The sequence below is a fragment of the Clostridium sp. DSM 17811 genome (genome assembly GCF_018861905.1).
Lineage (GTDB): Bacteria > Bacillota > Clostridia > Clostridiales > Clostridiaceae > Clostridium_AD > Clostridium_AD frigoriphilum.
The window spans coordinates 275,828-297,313 of sequence record NZ_JAHLDU010000002.1; the positions used below are offsets into that span (position 1 = coordinate 275,828).

Here is a 21,486-nt window from a genome sequence, read left to right on the forward strand (position 1 = left end):
ATTTGAGATGGAGGTAGGTTTAAACATGAAATTTCTACAAAGCCTAAGACTTAATAAGAAACTTTTAAGAGAATTAGATTATGTTACAATTATAATTACGATTTGTATCGTGATTTTTGGATGTGTAAATATTTATAGTGCCACAGTAAAGAATTATGAAACTCATATTTTTAAATTGCAGATTATGTGGTTTATAGTAGGTCTTGTTGTGTTGTGTATTCTTTTGGCTTTTGATTATATGTTAATAGAAAATTATGCCGTTATAATATATTGGGCAAGCATTATACTGCTAATAATTGGTGATGTTTTTGGAAAAGTCACCAATGGTGCAAATTCTTGGATAAATATTGGTCCGGTCAATATACAACCTTCGGAATTCGCTAAAATTGGCATGACAATAATGATTGCCAAGAAATTAGATGAAATGGAAGGGAAAATCAATGATCCTAAAAATCTGTTAGAGTTAATATTTTATGCAGCAGTGCCAATGTTATTAATTGTTATTCAACCTGATATGGGAATGACTATGGTTAGCTTTTTTATAGTGCTTGGTATATTTTATTGTATAGGACTAAATTATAAAGTGATAATTGGAGGAATAACTTCAATTTTGATTTTAGTTGTAGGTGTATGGAATTCACCGCTAATGCAATCTTACTGGAAAGTAAGACTCTTATCAGTCTTTACACCTGGCAAAAATATAACAGGTGCTGGACTTCAACTGGATCAATCAAAACTTGCTATAGGTTCAGGAGGGATTTTTGGACGTGGATTTGGAAACGGAGTGCAATTTAATTCTATTCCAGAACATCATACAGATTTTATTTTTGCGGTTTTATCAGAAGAATGGGGACTTATTGGTGCATTAATGTTGCTATTATTATATGGTATTCTTATATATAGATTAATAAAAATTGCGAAAGAATCTAAGGATATCTTTGGAACGGTATTATGTGTGGGGTATATTTCAAGTTTGCTATTTTTAATAATGGAAAATATCGGGATGACAATTGGACTTATGCCTATTACAGGAATAACCCTTCCATTTGTGAGTTATGGTGGAAGCTCGATGCTAACATGCTTTATATCACTAGGACTTGTGTTAAATGTAGGGATGAGAAGAAATAAAATAAACTTTTGATGATATTTCAGCGCTATATGCGATGATTTAATATATTTCATAAAAATTGCACTAGGGGGGAAAGATATGAGAATAGCATTAGTAGCACATGATAAAAAAAAGGAAGATATGATTGACTTTGCAAAACGATATAAGGATATTTTAGCTAAACATGAATTATATGGAACTGGTACAACAGGAAAATTAATAAATGAAGAAGTTGGTCTTCCTGTTACTAGATTTTTATCAGGACCACTCGGAGGCGACCAGCAAATAGGTGCTAAACTAGCTCAGGGGGAAATGGATATGATAATTTTCCTTAGAGATCCACTAACACCTCAACCTCATGAGCCTGATATTTCAGCACTTCTTAGGTTATGCGATGTACATTGCATTCCACTTGCTACAAATTTAGGTACAGCTGAAGTTTTGATGAGAAGTTTAAAAGATCGTGAATATTAATAATAAATAATTGGGGGCGCTGCAAATTTTGCAGTGCTTTTCTTGTTTTAGATGATTAATATATCTTTTTTCTTATAATTTGTAATATAAATGCTGAAAATTAAATATATATAAAGAGTAAAAGATTGTATAAGGGGGAGCAAATGGGAAATTATAATACGCAGTACCAAAGCTATTATAATAATTTAGCTAGAAGGCAAAGAGGCACAAATAAATTTCATAGTGAAAACTATAAACATAGCAGTGTATCAGAGTTATATATAAAGAGATTAACAAGGGAGTTAATTGGAGTGCTTACATTATTCATTATTGTTTTGCTTCTCAAAGTAATTATTACACCAAAAACACAATTTGCATATAATTATTCTAAGGAAGCGATAAATAAGCAATATAATTATAGTGTATTACTTGAAAAAGCAAGGGATATTAGATTTAATGATGTAAAAACAATTACGATAAAGTTTTTAGATAAGGTTAAAAGCACGATACCTAAGGAAAATGGAATAAATAATAATATTGATTTTTAGTAAATGGAGTGATTTATAACATCTTTAGCAATTGCTTTGGGGGATTAATTGATAAAAATAAGTAAGTTGTTTATACCGTATATTATTTTGCTAATAGTATTAGGATTTAAAGGGAAATTAGTAATATCTTTTGTTTTCGTATTCCTCCATGAGTTAATGCATTATTTAACCGCAAGAATTTTAGGGTTTTCTGGTTTTGATATAGAAATACTTCCTGTAGGCGCAGTACTTAAGCTAAAAGATTTAGATGAAGCAAATGCCAAAGAAGATTTAATAATTTCTTTATCAGGACCATTATTAAACTTAGTTCTTGCATTCATTTTTTATATTCTATTTATAATATTTAAAAGGCCTTATTTTGATTTGATTTTTAATAGCAATTTAGCAATAGGTATATTTAATCTTATACCAGCTTTCCCATTAGATGGGGGGAGGGTGCTTCGTGATATACTTAGTTTTAATAATATCTATAGAAGAGCTAATGAGATCACAATTAGGGTTAGCATGATTCTTGGAAGTGTTTTTATGTTTATATATTTTGTAAGTGTGTCTGCAAACAGGGGGAATTTTAATTTAGGCTTAATTTCAATATTTATTTTAATATCTTCAATCAAAGAGAAGGAAAGGATAGTATATTTGATTATGGGCTACATTATTAAGAAAAAATATAGATTTATAAAGCGAGGATATGTAGAGAATAGGAGTATATCTATTTTTTGTGAGAAAAGCTTATTATATGTTTTAGGAATAATTGATAAAAATAAATATAATTTGTTTACTGTACTTGATGAAAATATGCGTGTAATCGAGACATTATATGAGGAAGAAATAATCGAAGCAATAAAAACATATGGTAATATAAGTTTAAATGAATATATTGATATTAAAAAATTAAAACATATTTTATGACATGTCTTGCATCAAAATGATCAACCTATTATTAGGTTGGTTATTTTATTTTAAAGGTTAAAAATTTTTAGTTTTGAGATTTAAGACTCATGTGTTAAAATAAAATAATGTAATGTACGTAAATTGTTATTTACCGTAGATGAAAAAACGAGGAGTGGTTTCTATGAATAAAATTTCCGATGATATCTTATTTAAGGTTGAAAAACCTGCTAGATATATAGGTGGAGAACTAAATTGTTGTTATAAAGATATAGATAAAATTGATATAAGATTTGCTTTTTGTTTCCCAGATGTATATGAGGTAGGTATGTCACATTTAGGAAGTAGAATACTTTATCATGTTTTGAATGAGAGAGTTGACACTTATTGTGAAAGAGCTTTTGCGCCTTGGCCAGATATGGAAAAACAAATGAGAGATAACAATATATCTTTGTACGCATTAGAGAGTAAGGATTCTTTAAAAGCGTTTGATTTTTTAGGGTTTACACTTCAATATGAGATGAGTTACACAAACATTCTTAATATGCTTGATATGGCAGGCATTACTATAAGAGCATCTAAGAGAGGTGACGATGAGCCTATAATTATGGCTGGTGGTCCATGTGCCTATAACCCTGAACCATTATACGATATAGTGGATTTCTTTGAGCTTGGTGATGGTGAGGAGATAATGAATGAGGTATTAGATGTTTATAAAAATTATAAAGGTAAGAAAAAAGAATTTTTAAGAGAAATATCTAAAATAAGAGGAGTATATGTCCCTTCATTATATGAAGTATCTTATAATGAGGATAATACTATACGTGAATTTAAACCTAAATATGATGATGTTCCTAGTAATGTTAAGAAAAGATTTGTAGTAGATTTTGATAAAGTTGCTTATCCAGAGAAAATAGTAGTTCCATATACTGAAATAGTACATGATAGGGTAATACTTGAGACATTTAGAGGATGTACAAATGGATGTAGATTTTGCCAAGCTGGAATGATATATAGACCAGTTAGAGAAAAAAGCACTGCTACCCTTATAGATGAAGCAGATAAATTATTAAAGAGTACCGGATATAGAGAAATATCTTTAAGCTCTTTAAGTATTTGTGATTATTCTGATATTAAAAACCTTGTAACAACCCTTATAGAGAAAAATAAGGAGGACCACGTTAGTGTATCGCTGCCGTCTATTAGGATAAATTCTTTCTCAGTGGACTTAATTAAGGAAATACAAAAGGTGAAGAAAACTGGTATAACTTTTGCACCTGAAGCAGGAACACAGAGAATGCGAGATATTATAAATAAAGGTGTAACAGAAGAACAAGTATTAGAAGCGGTTAGTAGTGTATTTGCTTCAGGGTGGTCAACTATAAAACTTTACTTTATGGTTGGACTTCCTTATGAGACATTAGAGGATGTACGTGGCATTGCAGAGCTTTCAGATAAAGTTGCAGGGGAATACTTTAAAATCCCGAAAGAAACACGAAAAAGAGGATTAAGAGTTACTACAAGTACAGCTATATTTGTACCGAAACCATTTACTCCATTTCAATGGGTACCTCAAAGCAGAATGGAGGATGTAGTTGAAAAAATAAAAGCAGTTAAGTATGCAATCAAAAGTAAGGCAGTTACATACAATTATCATGAATCAATAGTTTCGTACTTAGAGGCAGTTATGGCTAGAGGGGACAGACGAATTTGCGATGTTATAATAAAGGCATTTGAAAAAGGTGCAAAATTTGATGGCTGGGGCGAATATTTTAATTTTGAAATATGGAAAGAAGCAATGGAGGAATGCGGAGTCTCTGGAGATTTCTATGCTTATAGGGAAAGAAGTTATGAGGAAGTACTTCCATGGGATTTCATAGATATTGGTGTAAATAAAGAGTATTTAATAAATGAAAATGAAAAAGCTAAAAAAGTAGAACTAACTCAAAATTGCAAAGATGGATGCACGCATTGTGGGGTTAATGTTAACTTTAAAGAAGGGACGTGTTTTAACGGTGCGTTATTTAATCAAGTATAGTAAGGAAAGTGAAATTAAATTTGTTGCTCACTTAGATTTAATGAGGACTATCCAAAAGATAATTAAGAGATCAGAACTTCCAATTGGGTATTCAAAAGGTTTCAATCCACACATGGCAGTATCTATCGCGCAACCATTGTCAGTAGGGGTACATTCAAATGGTGAATATATGGATGTAGTACTAGTTGATGAACTAGATGAAAACTATATTATGGATAAAATGAATGAGAACACACCACGTGGAATTAAAATTTTAGATGTTGTAAAAGTAATCCCGGTTGAGGGAACAAAGCAAAAGCAAGCTATGGCAATTATTGATGCAGCTAGATACACTATTAAATTTAAATGCACCGATATAGAAGGTATTAAGGAAAAAATGGATGATCTATGTGCTTTGGACGAATGGAATATTATTAAAATCAGCAAAAAAAGTGGAGAAAAGTTGGTTAATATAAAACAATTTATTCATGAGTTCGATTATAACGTAGATAATTTTGTGATGTCTATTAAAGTTCTTATTTCTTGCGGTAGTCGAGATAATTTATCTGCTAGTCTACTCTGCGAATACATAAAGGAAAATCTAGAGTTTATTAATAAAGAGACTTTTGTTGATATAACTCGCGAAGAAATGTATGCATATAAAGATGAAAAATTAGTCACTCTTAGCGAGTTTTTCTAAAATAGTAAAATAGGAGTGGGTCAAAATGAAAGAAATATATATTGAAAGACAAGAAGAGATTTTGAGGATAGCAATAAAGGAAAACAATAAACTAAAGGAATGTTTTATAGAAGAAGAGAATAGTGGTCCAGTTCCAGGAGAAATATATAAAGGCGTAGTAAAAAATATTGTTCCAGCAATTAAGTGTGCTTTTATAGATATTGGTCATAATAAAGATTGTTATATGTATCTTGATGAAAAGTTTCATAATACCAAGATAAAAAAAGGTGACGAACTTATAGTTGAAGTTTTAAAAGAAGCAATAGATAAAAAAGGGGCAAAAGTCACTAGTGCTTTTGGTATTCCTGGTACATACTGCGTTGTTGTTAATATGAATAAAAATATTAGTTTTTCAAAAAAAATAAACAATAAAGATTTTGAGGCGTTGGTTGAGAGGTCATTAATTAAACCAAAGGATATTGGGGTAATGATTAGAACTAATGCTGCCCAGGTTGATATCAATACTTTAAATGATGAGGTTGAATCCTTGTATGAGATATATAAGAATGTTATTAAACGCTCTGAGTATTCAAGAAATCCTATTTTGTTGTTTAGTGATGCAGGGGCTTTAAACAGAACACTGCGTGATATTTTAGATAAAGATACTTTTAAAATAGTATTGAATAATGAAAGTGATTTTGAGTATACAAAAAAAAATACGCAGACTAGATCTGACATTGATGTAAAGGTTGAACTTCATAATGAGAGTAGGATGTTATTCGATTATTATGGAATAGAAAAAGAAATACTAAGTCTACGAAATCACAGGATTACACTAAAATGTGGTGGGAATATTGTTATTGATAAAACTGAGGCAATGTATGTAATTGATATTAATTCAGGGAAAAATATAAAAAGTCGTTCACTGCAAAAGACTGCACAAACTACTAATATTGAGGCAGCAACAGAAATAGCAAGGCAGATAAGACTTCGAAATCTAAGCGGAATCATTATAATAGATTTTATTGATATTGAGGAGCCAGATGTTAGAAAAAGCATATTAAGTGTTCTAAGAGATGGATTTGAGGACGATAAAAATAAGACGGTGATTTATCCATTTACAGAGCTTAACCTAGTCCAGATTGCAAGGAGGAGGCGAGGTAAGTCTATATATGAATTCATTGAGGAACCTTGCACAGTATGTGGTGGAAAGAGTAGTAGGGTTAAATTAGCTTATATGCAATTTTTAATTAGAAATGAAATTTTTAAGATTAATAGTGAACAGGATTTAAAAGACATATATATTGAAATTGGTGAAGTTTATAAGAAAGATATAATGGACAATGTTCTAGAATTTGCAAGTCAAATAGGGGCGATAGAAAATAAAATTTATGTCAATTTTATTCCTCATTTGGAGAAATTTAAAGTAGAATCGCTAATTTTTGCAAATCAAATAAGAAATTTGCAAACATATAAGATATATGGGTAAATATACTTTACAAACATGTTCGTATATGTTAAAATGTCCTTTGTAGACCGCACACGTAAGGTTGTAAACATATTTTATTATTAGGTATGTACCTGGGATGGCGAGACTGGATCAAGGAGGTGTATTTTATGTACGCAGTTGTAGTAACTGGTGGAAAACAATACAGAGTTCAAGAAGGAGACGTTTTATTCGTTGAAAAATTGAATGCTGAAGTTGAAACAACAATTGAGTTAAATGAAGTTCTTGCAGTAGGTAAGGAAGATGGTTTGATAGTTGGAAAACCTGTAGTTGAAGGAGCTAAAGTTGTTGCTAAAGTATTAGCACAAGGAAAAGCTAAAAAGATTATAGTTTTCAAATTCAAGAGAAAGTTAGATTATAGAAAGAAACAAGGACATAGACAATCATATACTAAAATTCAAATCGAGAAGATAGAAGCTTAGTTATGGTTAAAGTTGGATTTGTTCGAAGTCTTGGTAAAATAGTTTCTTTTAAAATAAAAGGTCATGCAATGCCTAAAGAAAAACAGTTGGATGTTGATTTAATTTGTAGTGCAATTTCAGCAATTTCTCAAACTACTATTATTGGGATTGAGGAAGTTTTGAAAATTAAGGTAAAGTATGATATGGATGATGGATTTTTAAATTTAAATTTAGAAGGTCAAACTCTAGAAGATATTGAAAGATGTCAAGTTTTACTTGAAACAATGATACTTGGACTTAAAAGTGTAGAAATTACTTATGGTAAATATATAAAAGTGGAAGTAGAGGAGGTGTAAGGCTATGTTAGTTATGAATCTACAATTATTTGCTCATAAAAAAGGAGTAGGTAGTACAAGAAATGGTAGAGACAGTGAATCTAAGAGACTTGGAGCTAAACGTGCAGACGGACAATTCGTTCTTGCAGGTAACATTTTAGTAAGACAAAGAGGAACAAAAATTCATCCAGGAAACAATGTTGGAATAGGTGGAGATGATACTCTTTTCGCTAAAATTAGTGGAATAGTAAAATTCGAAAGAATGGGAAAAATGAAGAAAAAAGCAAGCGTTTATCCTGTTGTTGAAGAAGAAATGTCTATTGCTGAATAATTTAAGGCACCCTTAAAGGGTGCTTTTTTAAAATTCTCTTTTGGAGAATATAAATTAATAAATTAGAAATACAATTTTACATAGAAAACAGAGATAGGTGGCAATATATAAATATAAGTTTAAAGATTTATATATGCTATTTTGATAATAATAAAACTTTTATTAAAATTAAACAAGATAAAAAAATTGAAAATGCGCTAAGGTAAGGTGAAATATATGTTTATTGATACAGCCAGGATTTTTGTAAAATCAGGAAACGGTGGTAATGGAGCTGTTTCGTTTAGAACAGAGAAATATATACCTCTCGGTGGACCAGATGGTGGAGATGGTGGAGATGGTGGAGATGTAATATTTGTAGTTGATGCTAGCATGACTACGTTATTAGATTTTTCATATGCAAGAAAATTCGTAGCTAAAAATGGAGTAGGTGGTTCTGGCTCTAAGTGTTATGGAAAAGCTGGAGAAGATTTGTATGTTAAAGTTCCCATGGGTACTATTGTACGTGATATGGAAACAAACAAAATAATGTATGATTTAGCTCATGATGGTGAAACTTTTAGGGTTTGTAAAGCTGGACAAGGCGGAAAAGGTAACGTTAAATTTTGCACACCTACAAGGCAAGCTCCTAATTTTTCTGAACCAGGTATGCCAGGAGAAGAACGATGGATTAAGCTTGAACTTAAGATTTTAGCTGATGTTGGTTTATTAGGTTTTCCAAATGTAGGAAAGTCAACATTATTGTCAGTAGTATCAAAAGCAAGACCTAAGATTGCTAATTATCACTTTACAACTTTAAAACCAAATTTAGGAGTAGTAAGTGTTAAGGGTGCACAGCATTTTGTTATGGCAGATATTCCAGGAATAATTGAAGGTGCAGCTGAAGGTGTAGGTCTAGGAATAGGATTCTTAAGACATATTGAGAGAACTAGAATGCTTATCCATGTGGTTGATATTTCAGGTATCGAAGGTAGAGATCCTGTAGAGGATTTTATAAAAATAAATAACGAACTTAGAAAATATAGTGTTAAATTATGGGATAGACCTCAAATAATAGCTGCAAATAAAAGCGATTTACTTTTCGATGATGAAGTGTTTGAGAACTTTAAGAAAAAATTAAATGAATTAGGATATGATGATAGTAAAATATTTAAAATATCTGCAGCTACAAATCAAGGCGTAGAAGCTTTGATGAAAGAAGCAGCTAGAATATTATCTACTATTCCAGTTACGGAACTAGTAATAAATGATGAAGAAAAATTCGTAATAGAGGAAAAGAGATTTACGTACACTGTAGAGAAAGATTCTCAAGGGACATTTGTTGTTGAAGGAACTTTTGTTGATAGATTACTAAGTGCGGTTAATATAAATGAGCCTGATTCTCTTAAATATTTCCATAAAGTTTTGAAGAATAAGGGAGTTTTTGATACTTTAGTTGAAAAAGGAATTAAAGACGGTGATTTAGTAAGATTACAAAACTTTGAATTTGAATATTTAGCATAAAAGATAATTAATACATCTTTTAAAAAGTTGTTGCGGCGACCCAGGAGATGATTTAACAAGGCATGTAGGAGGATATTATGATTACAAGTAAGCAAAGAAGTTACTTAAGAACTTTTGGCAATAAATTGCAACCATTGTTTCAGCTTGGAAAAGCTGGAATAGAACAAAATTTTTTAAAGCAAATAGAAGAGGCACTAGAATCTAGAGAAATTATTAAAATTAAGGTTTTAAATAATAGTGGGTTAACTGCTAGAGAAGCTTCTGATATAATTTGCGAATCGATAGGTGCTGAGGCAGTTCAAAGCATTGGTAGCAAATGTGTATTGTACAAAAGGTCTATAAAAAAACCTATAATAGAATTACCATAAAAGCATGTAATGTTACATGCTTTTTCTTCTATGCAAAGTTGAAAACTTTTTATTGTTTTAGTTAAATTGTCCTATTATAATATAAAGAAGGTGTTAAAGTGAAAAAGGCCATTTTTGGAGGTACTTTTGATCCAATTCACATAGGTCACATTCATATTGCCTATGAAGCATTATATAGTTTAAAGCTAGACAAGATTTTATTTATGCCAGCAGGAAATCCACCAAATAAGCTAAATAAACAAATTACAGATTCTAAAATCAGATATGATTTAGTTAATAGGGCAATAGAAGGTGAGAGCAACTTTGAAATAAGTGATTATGAAATAAATAAAAAAGAAAATAGTTATACATATGAAACTATTGAACTTTTTAGTAAGCTACAATCTAACACTGAATGGTATTTTTTAATTGGTGCAGATAGCTTGATAGATCTAGATAATTGGAAGAATGTAGATAGACTTTTAAATAGTTGTCGGCTAGTGGTTTATAATAGGGCAGGATTTGAATTAGAAAAAATACTTAAACAGAAAAAGTATTTAGAGAGTAGATATAATAATAAGATAATTTTTCTTGATATGCCAATTATAGATATATCATCAACAAGTATTAGGAAAAGTATAAAAGAAGGTAGGAATATTAATTATCTTCTACCTAAAGGTGTAGAGAAAATTGTTGAGAAGCTTAAATTATATAAATAAGCTTTAAATTTACAAAAAAAGTAAAATATATAAAAAAATAAGTGCATAAATCTTTTTCTGTGTTAAAGTAATAATAAGGGGTGAGGCTTAAATGTGGAATGAAAAGGAAATGCTTGATTATATAAAGAAAAATTTAAAAGAAAGTAGATTTAAACATAGTGTAAGTGTTAGTAAAACTGCAATAGAACTCGCAACTATATATGGGCAAAATATAGAAAAAGCACGGATTGCAGGATTAGTTCATGATTGTGCTAAGAATTTGGCGAATGAGAAACTTATAAAAATGGTTACGAACCATAAAATAGAGCTCGATGAAGTAAGCAAACAAAGCCCACAAATTATTCATGGACTAGTGGGGAGTATAATAGCGAGAGATGTAATGGGGATTCACGATGAAGATATTTTAAATTCTATTAAGTATCATACTACTGGAAGAAAAGATATGAGTATTTTAGAAAAGATAATATTTTTATCAGATTATATTGAACCATTAAGGGCATTTAATGGTATAGATGAGGTAAGAAGGTTAAGTAAGGTGAATTTGGATGTTGCGGTAATATTGTGTTTGGAGAATACTATAAAATATGTTATAGGTCAAAAACAATTATTGCATATAGATACAATTGACGCAAGAAATTATTTATTAAGTGAAAAGAGTAGGAGAAAAGATGAGTAATAATAAAAAGCAAAGAAAAACAATCAATTATAAGAGATTTGCCATTAAAATCGCTGCTTTTTTGTTGGCAATTTTTGTGTTAGTTTCTGGAGGACTTTATTTATACTTAACTGGGTTTAATGATACTGCAGTAGATTTATCATCAAAATTAAATAACGACAATATAACAAGGATCCAGACAAATGGAAAATCATGCAATATACTGGTTATGGGTGTAGATGTAGGGACGGCTGGTTCAACAAATGCTAATGATCCTAAGAGAACAGATACAATGATATTGGTACATTATAATGCGAGTGATAAAAAAATTAGTATGGTATCTATTCCTAGAGATACGTTAATAACTATAAATGGTAGGAATCAGAAGATTAATGCAGCGCATGCTATTGGTGGTGTGACTTCTGCAGTAGCTGCTGTACAAAAATTAATAGGTGTTAAAATAAACTACTATGCAAAAGTCAATTATAAGGGCTTTGATAAATTGATTGATGCTATTGGTGGTGTTGATATTAACATAACAAGAAAAATGGATTATGATGACCCTACGCAAGATCTCAGCATTCATTTCAAAAAAGGTCTAGTTCATTTGGATGGCAAAAAAGCTGAGGAATTTTTTAGGTGGAGAAAAAACACTGATGGTTCAGGTTTGGCAAATGGTGATTTAGGAAGAATAGAAAATCAACATATATTTATCGCAAAGGTTATGGAAAAAGTGAAAAGTCCATTTATAATATTTAAGATCCCAAGTGTTTTAACTGCGGTTAAAAGTGCTATAGAAACTAATATGGATGCTAGTGAAATATTTAAGTTTGGATACATATTTGCTAGTATTGACAGTGATAAACTTTCTATGGAGACACTTAAAGGTGCAGAAAAGTCTATAAATGGTGTATCATATGTAGTGTATGATGAAGCACTTAATAAAAAGGTTATTTCAGAGTTAAGTGATAATAAAGCTCAGGTTGTTAACAAGTCAAAGCTTAAGATAAAGGTGATAAATGGTACCAAAAAAACAGGCTTGGCTAAGGATTTTTCAACATACCTAGTCGAAAAGGGGTATAATGAAGCAAAAACACAAACAGGTAAAGCTACTGTAAAAAGTAAGATTATAGTATACAATGGTAGCGAAGATATGAAGTCAAAGCTACAAACTGATTTTAAAATTGATAATATTGAATTCTTATCGTCAAGTGATAAAAATTTTGATGTAGTAGTTACGTTAGGTGATGACCACGAACTAATGCATTAATAATATAAGATTATTAGGAGGAGAAAAATGGAAAAAAATATTATAAACACAAATAATGCACCAGCGGCTCTTGGACCATATTCTCAGGCGGTTAAGGTAGGCAATGTATTATATACTTCAGGACAATTAGCAATAAATCCAGTGACTGGAGAATTTATAAACGATGATATAAAAAAGGCTACAGCACAATCTTTAGAGAATGTAAAAGCTATATTAGAAGAAGCTGGGTCTAGTTTAGACAAGGTAGTAAAAACTTTGGTTTTCTTAAAAGATATGGATGATTTTGCGCAAATGAATGAAATATATTCAAAATACTTTATAACAAATCCACCAGCTAGGTCTTGCATTCAAGCAGGAAAACTTCCTAAAGATGCCTTAGTAGAAATAGAAGTAATTGCAATTGCTTGATAATAAGTTAACTTATCTAGTTGGTGCAAATGTCAAAGATGAAAAATTGAGAGATTATTTAAAGTATACGGAGAATTTATCTGGTAGATTTATAAAAAGTTCAGGCCTTACTGGGAAAATAAGGGTTAACAATAATGTGGCCAAGTTAAATCATAGAATAAGCTCAAATGATGTAATAGATATTGATATGAAGACAGATGAACATCAGAATATTGAACCAGAGAAAATGGAAATAGACGTGGCATATGAGGATATAGACCTTATTATTATAAATAAGAGACCAGGCATAGTAGTTCATCCAACTCATGGATATCCTAGTGGAACTCTCGCTAATGGAGTTTTGTATTACTTTAAAGAAAAAAATGAAAAATGTATTGTTAGACTGGTGAGTAGGTTAGATATGGATACTTCAGGTCTTATAATAATTGCAAAAAACCAATATTCACATATGGCGCTAGCAAGGGATATGCAAAGTAAAGATGTTAGTAGTAAAGAGTCAAATGATAAAGACTTAAATAATAAAACTTTTGAGAAGAGTTATATAGCTGTTGTACATGGTAATATGGAAAATAAATCAGGGACTATTGACTTGCCTATTGGGAATCCAAATCAGGATAGTGCAAGGAGAGAAGTTTGTGATGAGGGACAAAGAAGTATAACCCATTATGAAGTTGTTGAGTCTTTTAAAAATGCTGATTTATTAAAAGTTACTTTGGAAACTGGTAGAACACATCAAATACGTGTTCATTTAAGTCATATTGGTCATCCACTTTATGGTGATAGTCTTTATGGAACAGCTGAAAGCGAGTATATTGATAGGCAAGCGTTACATGCTTATAAGCTAATCATCCCACATCCGAGAACTGGTGAGCAGCTTACAATTGAGTCAAATCTACCAGAGGATATAAATAACTTAATAAGTAAACTAAAATCTGAAACATAAATTTGAAATTAAGATATAAAAAACACCAGATGTAAACTATTAAATTAGTTTACATCTGGTGTTTTTCACCATCTTCTGTTTCTACTATTATATATAAAATTATTTGTTCTTTTTCTTGCTTTTCTTCGTCTAAGGACTCTTATTCTTAAAAAAACTATTAATGATACTAAGGCAATAAAAATATATTTTATTATGTTTTTAAAATTAGGAATTAAATTAGTACCTAATGAAGAATTGCTTAAAATATTATTTTTTAGAGAAATATTTTTTTTAGTATAGTCAATTCCACTATTCAAATCTAGAGGGTAGGTATCCTCACCAAAAGAAATTACAGCTGTATTTACTAATTCGCCCTTTTTGATAGATGAAAGATTTAGTTTGCTTTGCGAAATTTTAGTAGTTGCTTTTGAAGTTGAGTTTTTAGCTTTAAGAAGATATAAATCCTTTGAGGCAAGTAGTGGAAGTACTGTACCATTATCTAAGGTCAATTTTGATACAACATCATTCTTACTGAATTGTTTTACGAGCTCAAAATTCTCGAATCCGTAATCTAACAGTTTTCTGCTATCTGGGAAAAAAGTTTTTTTGGAGTCATGTACAAGAGCTACTATAAGCCTTTGACCGTTTCTTGTAGCTACGGCAATATAAGAATGTTGTGATTCAGTAGTATAACCTGTTTTTCCACCTTCAGAACCTGAATAATAGTTAGGGTCATCTTTATGTATTAGCCTATTCTCATTCCAAAGAGGTCGACTTACCTTTGACTTATTTGTTGTTGCCATTTTATATGATGGAGTTGTTGAAATTACCTTGTACTCGGGATGTTTTATAAGTTCTTGCATAATTAATGATAAAGCGTAAGCTGAAGTTTTATGCTTTATATTATATAAACCATTAGGATTTACAAAATTGGTATTTTTGCAACCTAAAGCATCTGCTCTAGTGTTCATAAGTTTTGCAAATTTTTCGGTGGAACCACTTACATGTTCAGCTAGAGCTACAGCGCAGTCATTAGCTGAAGCTAATATTAATCCATACAACAATTCTTTTACAGTGATTTTCTCACCCTCAACCAGATATATGCTAGAGCCATCAGCAAGCGATGCATTTTTACTTACTGTTACCACATCACTTAACTTAGATTTTTCTAAGACTAAAAGTATAGTCATTATCTTAGTTGTTGATGCTGGTGGGTAAGCAGAATCTTTATTTTTCTCATAAAGTATTTTACCAGTAGTGGCATCAAGTAAAACTACACTATCAGCGGAAATTCCTGAGGGGGGTGATTTTACTATTGCGTTTACCTTTATTGGTATATTATAAAATAAAAAAAGTGACGTAAGTAGTATTGCAGTTAACTTCTTCATAGGTACCTCCAAGTTTTTCAATATTTACAGTATATCAAAAAAATCCTTTCTTAGCGATAGTATTCACGTAAAGTTGTCAATAATTCTATATGTAAGGAAAAAGTAGGAAAAAGATGTTTTGTATTAGAGGTGTTGATTACTAGGAGGAATTATGAAAAATAAAGAAAAAATAATTGGGTCTATAGCTATTTTATTCATAAGTATTATCTTTATAATTATTGGCTTTGTTTTGTCGGGGCCAAAAGAAACTACTAAGACTTCGGATTATAAAGATGTATTTATTGAAAACGATAAAACTTCACAAAAAAACAATACAGGCGAAGATAAGGCCTCATTACCCCCAAAAGTAGAAGATAGTAATGTAAAATCGGAAGATAGTATTATTAAGGTGGATATAAAGGGGGCTGTAAAAAGCCCTGGTGTTTACGGAATAAAAAAGGGAAGTCGAGTAACTGATCTCATAAAGCTTGCAGGTGGTGGCACAAAAGATGCAGATCTTAATGCTACAAATCTTTCAAAAAAATTAAATGATGAAGATTGTATTGTAATTAATAAAAATGGTGAGGTTAACAAAATACAAACGCCTAATGGTAGCACATCTACGGGTAGTACATCCAATAGTGGTACTACAAATCTTACTAAAAGCAATACTGTTTCAAGTTCTGATAATAAAGGGAAAGTTGGCATCATTAATATAAATACTGCAAGCAAAGAAGAATTAATGACGCTTACAGGTATAGGAGAGGCTAAAGCAAATATTATAATTGATTATAGAAAGCAAAATGGAGGATTTAAGTCAGTAGTTGAACTTACCAAGGTAGGTGGAATTGGAGAAAAGACATTAAGCAAATTTGTAGATAAGATAGATATAAAATAATTAATTTTAAATTATGTTGAATAGTTGTATTTTTATATGAGTTTAGGATACAATATACAAATGAGTGAAAAAAATTAAAATAACTATGGCTAGAATTGAATAATTCGACAAAATTCTGCATATTGCTATTGAATACAACTGTATTGTATGGTAAACTAAATATAGTGACTAAGGGGTAAGTAGTTGCTTTTAAATCGCTTTTATTCCAGATAATTAAATAGACATATTGCGGCTTAGATACATAGTTTTATGTTATCTGAGCCGCTTTTTATTTTACTTTATAAAAAAAGAGCTCTCAGCTCTTTTTTAATTCTCTTGAATATCATTTAAAGCAATTTCATCAGCATTTTCTAGATCGTTTTTTTCAATATGCTCTATTCCACTAATCTCAATTTTATAATTTCCTCTGACTGCTTGCTTTGTTATGAACCTTTTTTTCATTAAAGATTCAAGAGAGGCTTTTAATACTCGAATATTGCCTTTACCATTACCTAAATTAATTGCAAGTTTTATTTTCGATATGCTTTGTGGTGATGATGCTTTATTTTCATAAAGATATTTTAATACATTATCTTCAGTTTCTTTTATATTATCTTTCATAAATATCCTCCTTCATTAGTATATTTCATCATAATATATAATTATACTACATGCATTAGTTAATAAAAAGGAAAATATTTATTAGCTGATATTTAGATAAAAGCAGTAGAAATGAAAACGATTGATTTTTTTGATTTAATTTCGATAAAAGAATATTCAAACTATTACAAACGTGTTATAATTACCTTATTGGAGGAGGACAAAAATAGGAGATTTTGATTAAAATTAAAGTTAACAAGCAAAATGATAAAGTATTAAAATTGAAGTTAAATTACAGTTTAGTTTTAAATAATATATGTAGAATATATAATTATGAACAAAATTTTAAATAAATAATAAGAGGTGGAGTATGGAAGAATACAGGGGTTATGTAATAGAAGTTGTAGAGAATAATGAGAAACAATATCCATATAAAGCAATTGCAAGAAAGGAGGAAGAACAGATAAAACACAAAGGATATAGTAAACTACAAGCTATTGATCTTGTTAAAGGTACTATAAATTTAGAGATAGCTAGGCAATGTAAACAATAGACATTTGGTATTTTTTAAAAGTATTTTATATAAATCTATTGCATATTAACAATATCTATGTTATTCTAAGTGAGTTGGGATTGCAAAATCAACAACATCAAGATTTGATATGATTAAAACATTACCTTTTTAGGCATATAAAGTAAATCAGATCTTAAATCTTAATATAAATAAAAAGGAGACATGTTTAAAATGACAGATAAGACTATTGTATGTAAAGATTGTTCACAAGAATTCGTATTCACTGAGGGTGAACAGGAATTTTATAAAGAAAAAGGATTTGAAAATGAACCACAAAGATGTCCTGATTGTAGAAGAGCTAAAAAACAACAGAACAACAGAGGATTTCAAAGATAATATAATTTAAAAAATTACCCATAGGAATTTATTCCTATGGGTTTTATTCTGCCCAAATCTCTAACATGATTTTTAGGAAATAGTAATATAGTATATTTAAGATGGATATACTTAAGTAGAAGGAGAAATTTTAATATGAAGAATATAAAAGTAAGTAAAGTAACTTTGGATAAAATAAAACTAAATAATGTTAATTCAAATAAAGACAATCAAGTAGATGATAAACCACATCATGTTCATGGGGGAAACTATGTAGGGGAGAGAATTAATGGCATGAAACATGGGATTGGAACTTTCATTTATGCGGATGGAAGTAAATATGTAGGAAATTGGAGCAATAACAAAATGAGTGGTCAAGGGACCCTTACTTTTTCTTGTGGAGAAGAATATATAGGGGGATGGATTAATGATGAAAAAGATGGATATGGAATATATACTTGGCCAGATGGTGAAAAATATATAGGGCAGTGGGTTAATGGTGAAAAAAGTGGCCAAGGCATTTGCACTTGGCCTACTTGCGATACATATGTAGGAGAATTTCAAGATGGACTTAGGCATGGCATTGGAATTCATACTTATGCTGGTGGAGAAAGGTATATGGGTCAATGGGAAAATGATGAAAGAAAAGGACAAGGAATGTATATCTATTCTGATGGAGAAATAAAAATGAAAAAATAGCAGATCAATAAGTCTGTTATTTTTTTATCCCTAATCCATAGTTGTAACATTTTTGCAGTGAATGTAATATTATATACCAACAAAAGAAAGAAATAGAGGGACAAACTTATGATAAAATGGACAAACTTATGAGAAAAAATTATATAAGGAATATTTGCCTTCAGAGAGGGGGGAAATATGCATGTGGTGTTGGTGGTTAGTATTATTATTACTATTTGAAGATGATGGGTTTGATGGAAATAATTGTAGAAATAATCGTTGTAGAAACAATGATTGTGGTTGTACAAATACTATCATTATAAATAGGAAAAAGAAATGTCATAAAAAAAACTGCAATTTATGTTCTAATCAAGATTAGTAGAATGCGTTTTTTTATATTAGAAGATTAAATTATTTAGAATTAAGGAGATTTTAGCGGCTAATGCTAAAGTCTCCTATTTATTGTACGAAGATTATAAAGGAGAAAAACTTAAAAGGATAGGTTGGGTAATATGAAGAAGTGGTATGGAAAAACAATGACGAGGGTAGTTGAAATGCTGAATTCTGATATTGATTCAGGATTGAATGAAGAAAAAATTAAAGATATGAGAGAAACCCATGGTGAAAATACCATATTGAAGCCTAAAACTGAAAGTCTTTTAATTTTGATAGCGAGTCAAGTAAAGCAGTTATGGATTATTGTATCGCTAGCATGTATAGTTATGCTATTTTATAATAGATTGCTTATTACAGGTTGTTTTGTAACTTTTATAATAATATTTAGTGTAATACTTTTAATAAATGGAGATTATAAAGAGAAAAAAAGTTTGATGGCAATAGATAATCTAAATACAACATATTCTTATGTAAAACGTTCTGGAAAGATAGTTAAAATAAGTTGTGAAGAAATGGTAGTTGGAGACATCGTTTACCTAGAAAAAGGCGAATATGTTCCAGCAGATATTAGAATACTCGAATGTGAAGATTTTAAGGTAGTAGAAGTTTCGGTAACAGGCGAAAAATATGAAGTGGAGAAATACTCTATGAAGATAGAGGAAGAAGTTATGAATCTTTCTGAAATAAAAAACATTGTTTTTAAATCTTCATTCATTACTGAGGGTTCTGGCTCGGGTATAATCATTGCTACTGGAATGAATACACAAATTGGAAAGATTATAAAAGTGTTACTTGAGTCTAAAAACAATAGCAGCTTATTTAGTGGTAATTTAACAAAAGTTGTTAATAGAGGGTCGCTAATTACTATAATAGCGGCTATAATTACATTGATTTTTACTACATATAAAAATAATGGGCTTCATGAAACTATAAATTCTCTTATTTATATTTCTTTGACGTTTAATTCATCGATGTTTATTATAATATTGTATTTATTTTTTTATATTACATTTAGAAAATTAAATAAAAAAAATATATATGTAAAAAGTATTGCAACTATATATGAACTTACTAATATTTCTACAATATTCATGAAAAAAATTGGGGCTGTTTCGGAAAATAGGCTTATTCTTTGTGAAGTTTATTGTGATGATAGGCATATTGATATGAAGGACCAGAAACCAGAAACTGAAGAGGTTATAGAGAGAATAATTAGTATAGCACTACTTTGTAATGACTCTAAGCTTTTTAACAAAGGTTCCTCGCATTTAAGAGATCGTAATTCTATTGAAAGTTTGGAAGAACATGAAATACTTGAGTTCTGGGATAAAAATTTTGCGAGAAATAGTAATCTTGAGACAAAATACAGGAGAATATTTAAAATACCTTATGATTCTGAAAAAAAGATTAAAACAGTTGTAAATAAAATAGATGATAAATATAGGGCTAATGTAAAAGGTGTGCTTGATGGCATGTTAAGTAGATGTACTCACATTTTAATTAATGGTGTAGAAAAAGAAATTAATGAGGATGATATTGTGAATATTATAAATGTTCATATAGATATGTCCAATAAAGCATATAATGTTATAGGGTATGCATATAGGAATTTCAGCTATAAACCAAGCATTGATGAGAATATTGAAAGCAATTTAGTGTTTGTAGGGTTAATAGGCTTTGAGAATCCTATAAAGGAAAGTTCGTATATAGCAATGAACACTTGTAGGGAAAGTAATATTAAAGTTATCATAGATCAAGAAGACAATAAATTAGCCTCTTTTGCATTTGGGAAATTAATAGGGGTTACAGATACCAAAGAGGAAATTCTATCAGGGATAGAGATGGATTATATGAGTAAAGATGAATTTGAAAAGAATATTGAAAGTGTTAGTATTTTCTCTAAAATTTCACCTAAACATAAAAGCGATATTGTTAATGTTTTAAATAAAAAAGGTCATTCTATTGCATCAGTAGGAGATACATTAACTGATTTAGAGTACCTTAATAATTCTGATATATCCATTTGCGCAGGAAGTGAATGCAGTAATGTAGTAAGAAAGCTTTCAAATATATTTTTGGAGGAAAATGATTTTGAAGATATAGTAAATTTAATACGGCACAGTAAAAAAATTATTAACTATATAAGTAGAGTAAATATATTTATAAGCACTTTAGCGGTAAATGAAATCATTATAGTATTATTAAGTATAATTATTAGGGGTGGAATGCCATTTACACTTATTTGTAGTTTGTCCATAAATTTTATATTGTTACCTTGCTGTTGCCTTGCAATTCTATTACAAAATACAAATACAGATATAACACTCAAAAACATAAACCATGATTATATAAAAAAAACTTCTATAAGAAATTCATTTGTAATTAGTATTTTTTATATATTTATTATTGTTATTAAACATAAATTCGTTAGTATAAACGTAATGGATAGTATATTTATTGTGTTTGCACTGTTACAAAGTATATTTTGTTTATCGCTTTTATATGAAAAACATTTCTTTAAAAACAAAGCGGCTTATACCTTAGTGATATTTAATTTATTAGTACAAGTTATATTGGTTGTTTTAAAATAA

At 29.9% G+C, this 21,486-nt stretch carries 25 protein-coding genes; 23 read left to right on the top strand and 2 right to left on the bottom strand.

All coding sequences use genetic code 11. From position 1 onward, the window contains the following. The first annotated feature begins 25 nt into the window (after positions 1–25). The 17 genes from rodA to KPL44_RS04090 all read left to right on the top strand — a co-directional run bounded on the left by rodA (position 26) and on the right by KPL44_RS04090 (position 14,109). A complete protein-coding gene (gene rodA / locus KPL44_RS04010) occupies positions 26–1,141 on the top strand; it encodes a rod shape-determining protein RodA (protein WP_216247646.1) in 1,116 nt (371 codons plus the stop codon). Between the two features lie 66 nt (positions 1,142–1,207). Beyond that, positions 1,208–1,582, top strand: a complete 375-nt coding sequence (locus KPL44_RS04015) for a methylglyoxal synthase (RefSeq protein ID WP_071613636.1) — start codon at positions 1,208–1,210, stop codon at positions 1,580–1,582. A 143-nt stretch (positions 1,583–1,725) separates the two neighbouring features. Next, a complete protein-coding gene (locus tag KPL44_RS04020) occupies positions 1,726–2,109 on the top strand; it encodes a hypothetical protein (protein WP_216247647.1) in 384 nt (127 codons plus the stop codon). Positions 2,110–2,157: 48 nt separating this feature from the next. Then, positions 2,158–3,018: a M50 family metallopeptidase gene (locus KPL44_RS04025; RefSeq protein ID WP_216247648.1), complete on the top strand. Its 861-nt coding sequence runs from the start codon at positions 2,158–2,160 to the stop codon at positions 3,016–3,018. A gap of 163 nt (positions 3,019–3,181) precedes the next feature. Continuing rightward, positions 3,182–5,035: a TIGR03960 family B12-binding radical SAM protein gene (locus tag KPL44_RS04030; protein WP_216247649.1), complete on the top strand. Its 1,854-nt coding sequence runs from the start codon at positions 3,182–3,184 to the stop codon at positions 5,033–5,035. Next, complete coding sequence (locus tag KPL44_RS04035; protein ID WP_253201606.1) at positions 4,956–5,714, top strand: TIGR03936 family radical SAM-associated protein; 759 nt, start codon at positions 4,956–4,958, stop codon at positions 5,712–5,714. Before KPL44_RS04030 ends, KPL44_RS04035 begins: the two co-directional genes overlap by 80 nt. Before the next feature lie 25 nt (positions 5,715–5,739). Then, a complete protein-coding gene (locus KPL44_RS04040) occupies positions 5,740–7,182 on the top strand; it encodes an Rne/Rng family ribonuclease (protein WP_216247650.1) in 1,443 nt (480 codons plus the stop codon). A gap of 128 nt (positions 7,183–7,310) precedes the next feature. Further along, positions 7,311–7,622, top strand: a complete 312-nt coding sequence (rplU, locus tag KPL44_RS04045; RefSeq protein ID WP_071613630.1) for a 50S ribosomal protein L21 — start codon at positions 7,311–7,313, stop codon at positions 7,620–7,622. Between the two features lie 2 nt (positions 7,623–7,624). Further along, the gene (locus KPL44_RS04050) at positions 7,625–7,957 is read left to right on the top strand and encodes a ribosomal-processing cysteine protease Prp (RefSeq protein ID WP_216119706.1); all 333 of its coding nucleotides are present in this window, start codon (positions 7,625–7,627) and stop codon (positions 7,955–7,957) included. A 4-nt stretch (positions 7,958–7,961) separates the two neighbouring features. Then, entirely contained in the window at positions 7,962–8,267 is a 306-nt protein-coding gene (gene rpmA, locus KPL44_RS04055; RefSeq protein ID WP_216107488.1) for a 50S ribosomal protein L27, read from the top strand. 216 nt (positions 8,268–8,483) lie between these two features. After that, the gene (gene obgE, locus KPL44_RS04060) at positions 8,484–9,767 is read left to right on the top strand and encodes a GTPase ObgE (RefSeq protein ID WP_216247651.1); all 1,284 of its coding nucleotides are present in this window, start codon (positions 8,484–8,486) and stop codon (positions 9,765–9,767) included. A 77-nt stretch (positions 9,768–9,844) separates the two neighbouring features. Further along, positions 9,845–10,135 (top strand): YhbY family RNA-binding protein, encoded by a 291-nt coding sequence (locus KPL44_RS04065; protein ID WP_071613626.1) that lies wholly within the window; start codon positions 9,845–9,847, stop codon positions 10,133–10,135. Positions 10,136–10,233: 98 nt separating this feature from the next. Beyond that, positions 10,234–10,833 carry a nicotinate-nucleotide adenylyltransferase gene (gene nadD, locus KPL44_RS04070; protein ID WP_216247652.1) on the top strand — a complete coding sequence of 200 codons (600 nt, stop codon included), beginning with the start codon at positions 10,234–10,236 and terminating at the stop codon, positions 10,831–10,833. A 91-nt stretch (positions 10,834–10,924) separates the two neighbouring features. Next, complete coding sequence (gene yqeK, locus KPL44_RS04075) at positions 10,925–11,509, top strand: bis(5'-nucleosyl)-tetraphosphatase (symmetrical) YqeK (RefSeq protein WP_216247653.1); 585 nt, start codon at positions 10,925–10,927, stop codon at positions 11,507–11,509. Then, on the top strand, positions 11,502–12,758 hold the full coding sequence (locus KPL44_RS04080; protein ID WP_253201607.1) for an LCP family protein: 1,257 nt from the start codon (positions 11,502–11,504) through the stop codon (positions 12,756–12,758). Before yqeK ends, KPL44_RS04080 begins: the two co-directional genes overlap by 8 nt. 27 nt (positions 12,759–12,785) lie before the next feature. Further along, positions 12,786–13,166, top strand: a complete 381-nt coding sequence (locus KPL44_RS04085) for a RidA family protein (RefSeq protein ID WP_216247654.1) — start codon at positions 12,786–12,788, stop codon at positions 13,164–13,166. Beyond that, a complete protein-coding gene (locus KPL44_RS04090) occupies positions 13,159–14,109 on the top strand; it encodes an RluA family pseudouridine synthase (RefSeq protein WP_216247655.1) in 951 nt (316 codons plus the stop codon). The genes KPL44_RS04085 and KPL44_RS04090 overlap by 8 nt, the downstream gene beginning before the upstream one ends. A 65-nt stretch (positions 14,110–14,174) precedes the next feature. Here the strand turns inward: KPL44_RS04090 and KPL44_RS04095 are convergent, their stop codons facing one another. After that, positions 14,175–15,476: a D-alanyl-D-alanine carboxypeptidase family protein gene (locus tag KPL44_RS04095; protein ID WP_216247656.1), complete on the bottom strand. Its 1,302-nt coding sequence runs from the start codon at positions 15,474–15,476 to the stop codon at positions 14,175–14,177. Between the two features lie 151 nt (positions 15,477–15,627). Here KPL44_RS04095 and KPL44_RS04100 point away from each other — a divergent pair, with 151 nt between their 5' ends. Further along, the gene (locus KPL44_RS04100) at positions 15,628–16,353 is read left to right on the top strand and encodes a helix-hairpin-helix domain-containing protein (protein ID WP_216247657.1); all 726 of its coding nucleotides are present in this window, start codon (positions 15,628–15,630) and stop codon (positions 16,351–16,353) included. 306 nt (positions 16,354–16,659) lie between these two features. Here KPL44_RS04100 and KPL44_RS04105 read toward each other — a convergent pair whose 3' ends face one another. Next, on the bottom strand, positions 16,660–16,953 hold the full coding sequence (locus KPL44_RS04105; protein WP_216247658.1) for a hypothetical protein: 294 nt from the start codon (positions 16,951–16,953) through the stop codon (positions 16,660–16,662). A gap of 349 nt (positions 16,954–17,302) precedes the next feature. Between KPL44_RS04105 and KPL44_RS04110 the strand changes: the two genes are divergently transcribed. The 5 genes from KPL44_RS04110 to KPL44_RS04130 all read left to right on the top strand — a co-directional run bounded on the left by KPL44_RS04110 (position 17,303) and on the right by KPL44_RS04130 (position 21,486). Beyond that, complete coding sequence (locus tag KPL44_RS04110; protein WP_216119715.1) at positions 17,303–17,485, top strand: hypothetical protein; 183 nt, start codon at positions 17,303–17,305, stop codon at positions 17,483–17,485. A 192-nt stretch (positions 17,486–17,677) separates the two neighbouring features. Next, positions 17,678–17,842, top strand: a complete 165-nt coding sequence (locus KPL44_RS04115; RefSeq protein ID WP_071613616.1) for a zinc-ribbon domain-containing protein — start codon at positions 17,678–17,680, stop codon at positions 17,840–17,842. A gap of 135 nt (positions 17,843–17,977) precedes the next feature. Next, positions 17,978–18,520: an MORN repeat-containing protein gene (locus tag KPL44_RS04120; RefSeq protein ID WP_216247659.1), complete on the top strand. Its 543-nt coding sequence runs from the start codon at positions 17,978–17,980 to the stop codon at positions 18,518–18,520. A gap of 181 nt (positions 18,521–18,701) precedes the next feature. Further along, positions 18,702–18,878, top strand: a complete 177-nt coding sequence (locus KPL44_RS04125; RefSeq protein WP_216247660.1) for a hypothetical protein — start codon at positions 18,702–18,704, stop codon at positions 18,876–18,878. Positions 18,879–19,011: 133 nt separating this feature from the next. Continuing rightward, a complete protein-coding gene (locus KPL44_RS04130; protein ID WP_216247661.1) occupies positions 19,012–21,486 on the top strand; it encodes a P-type ATPase in 2,475 nt (824 codons plus the stop codon).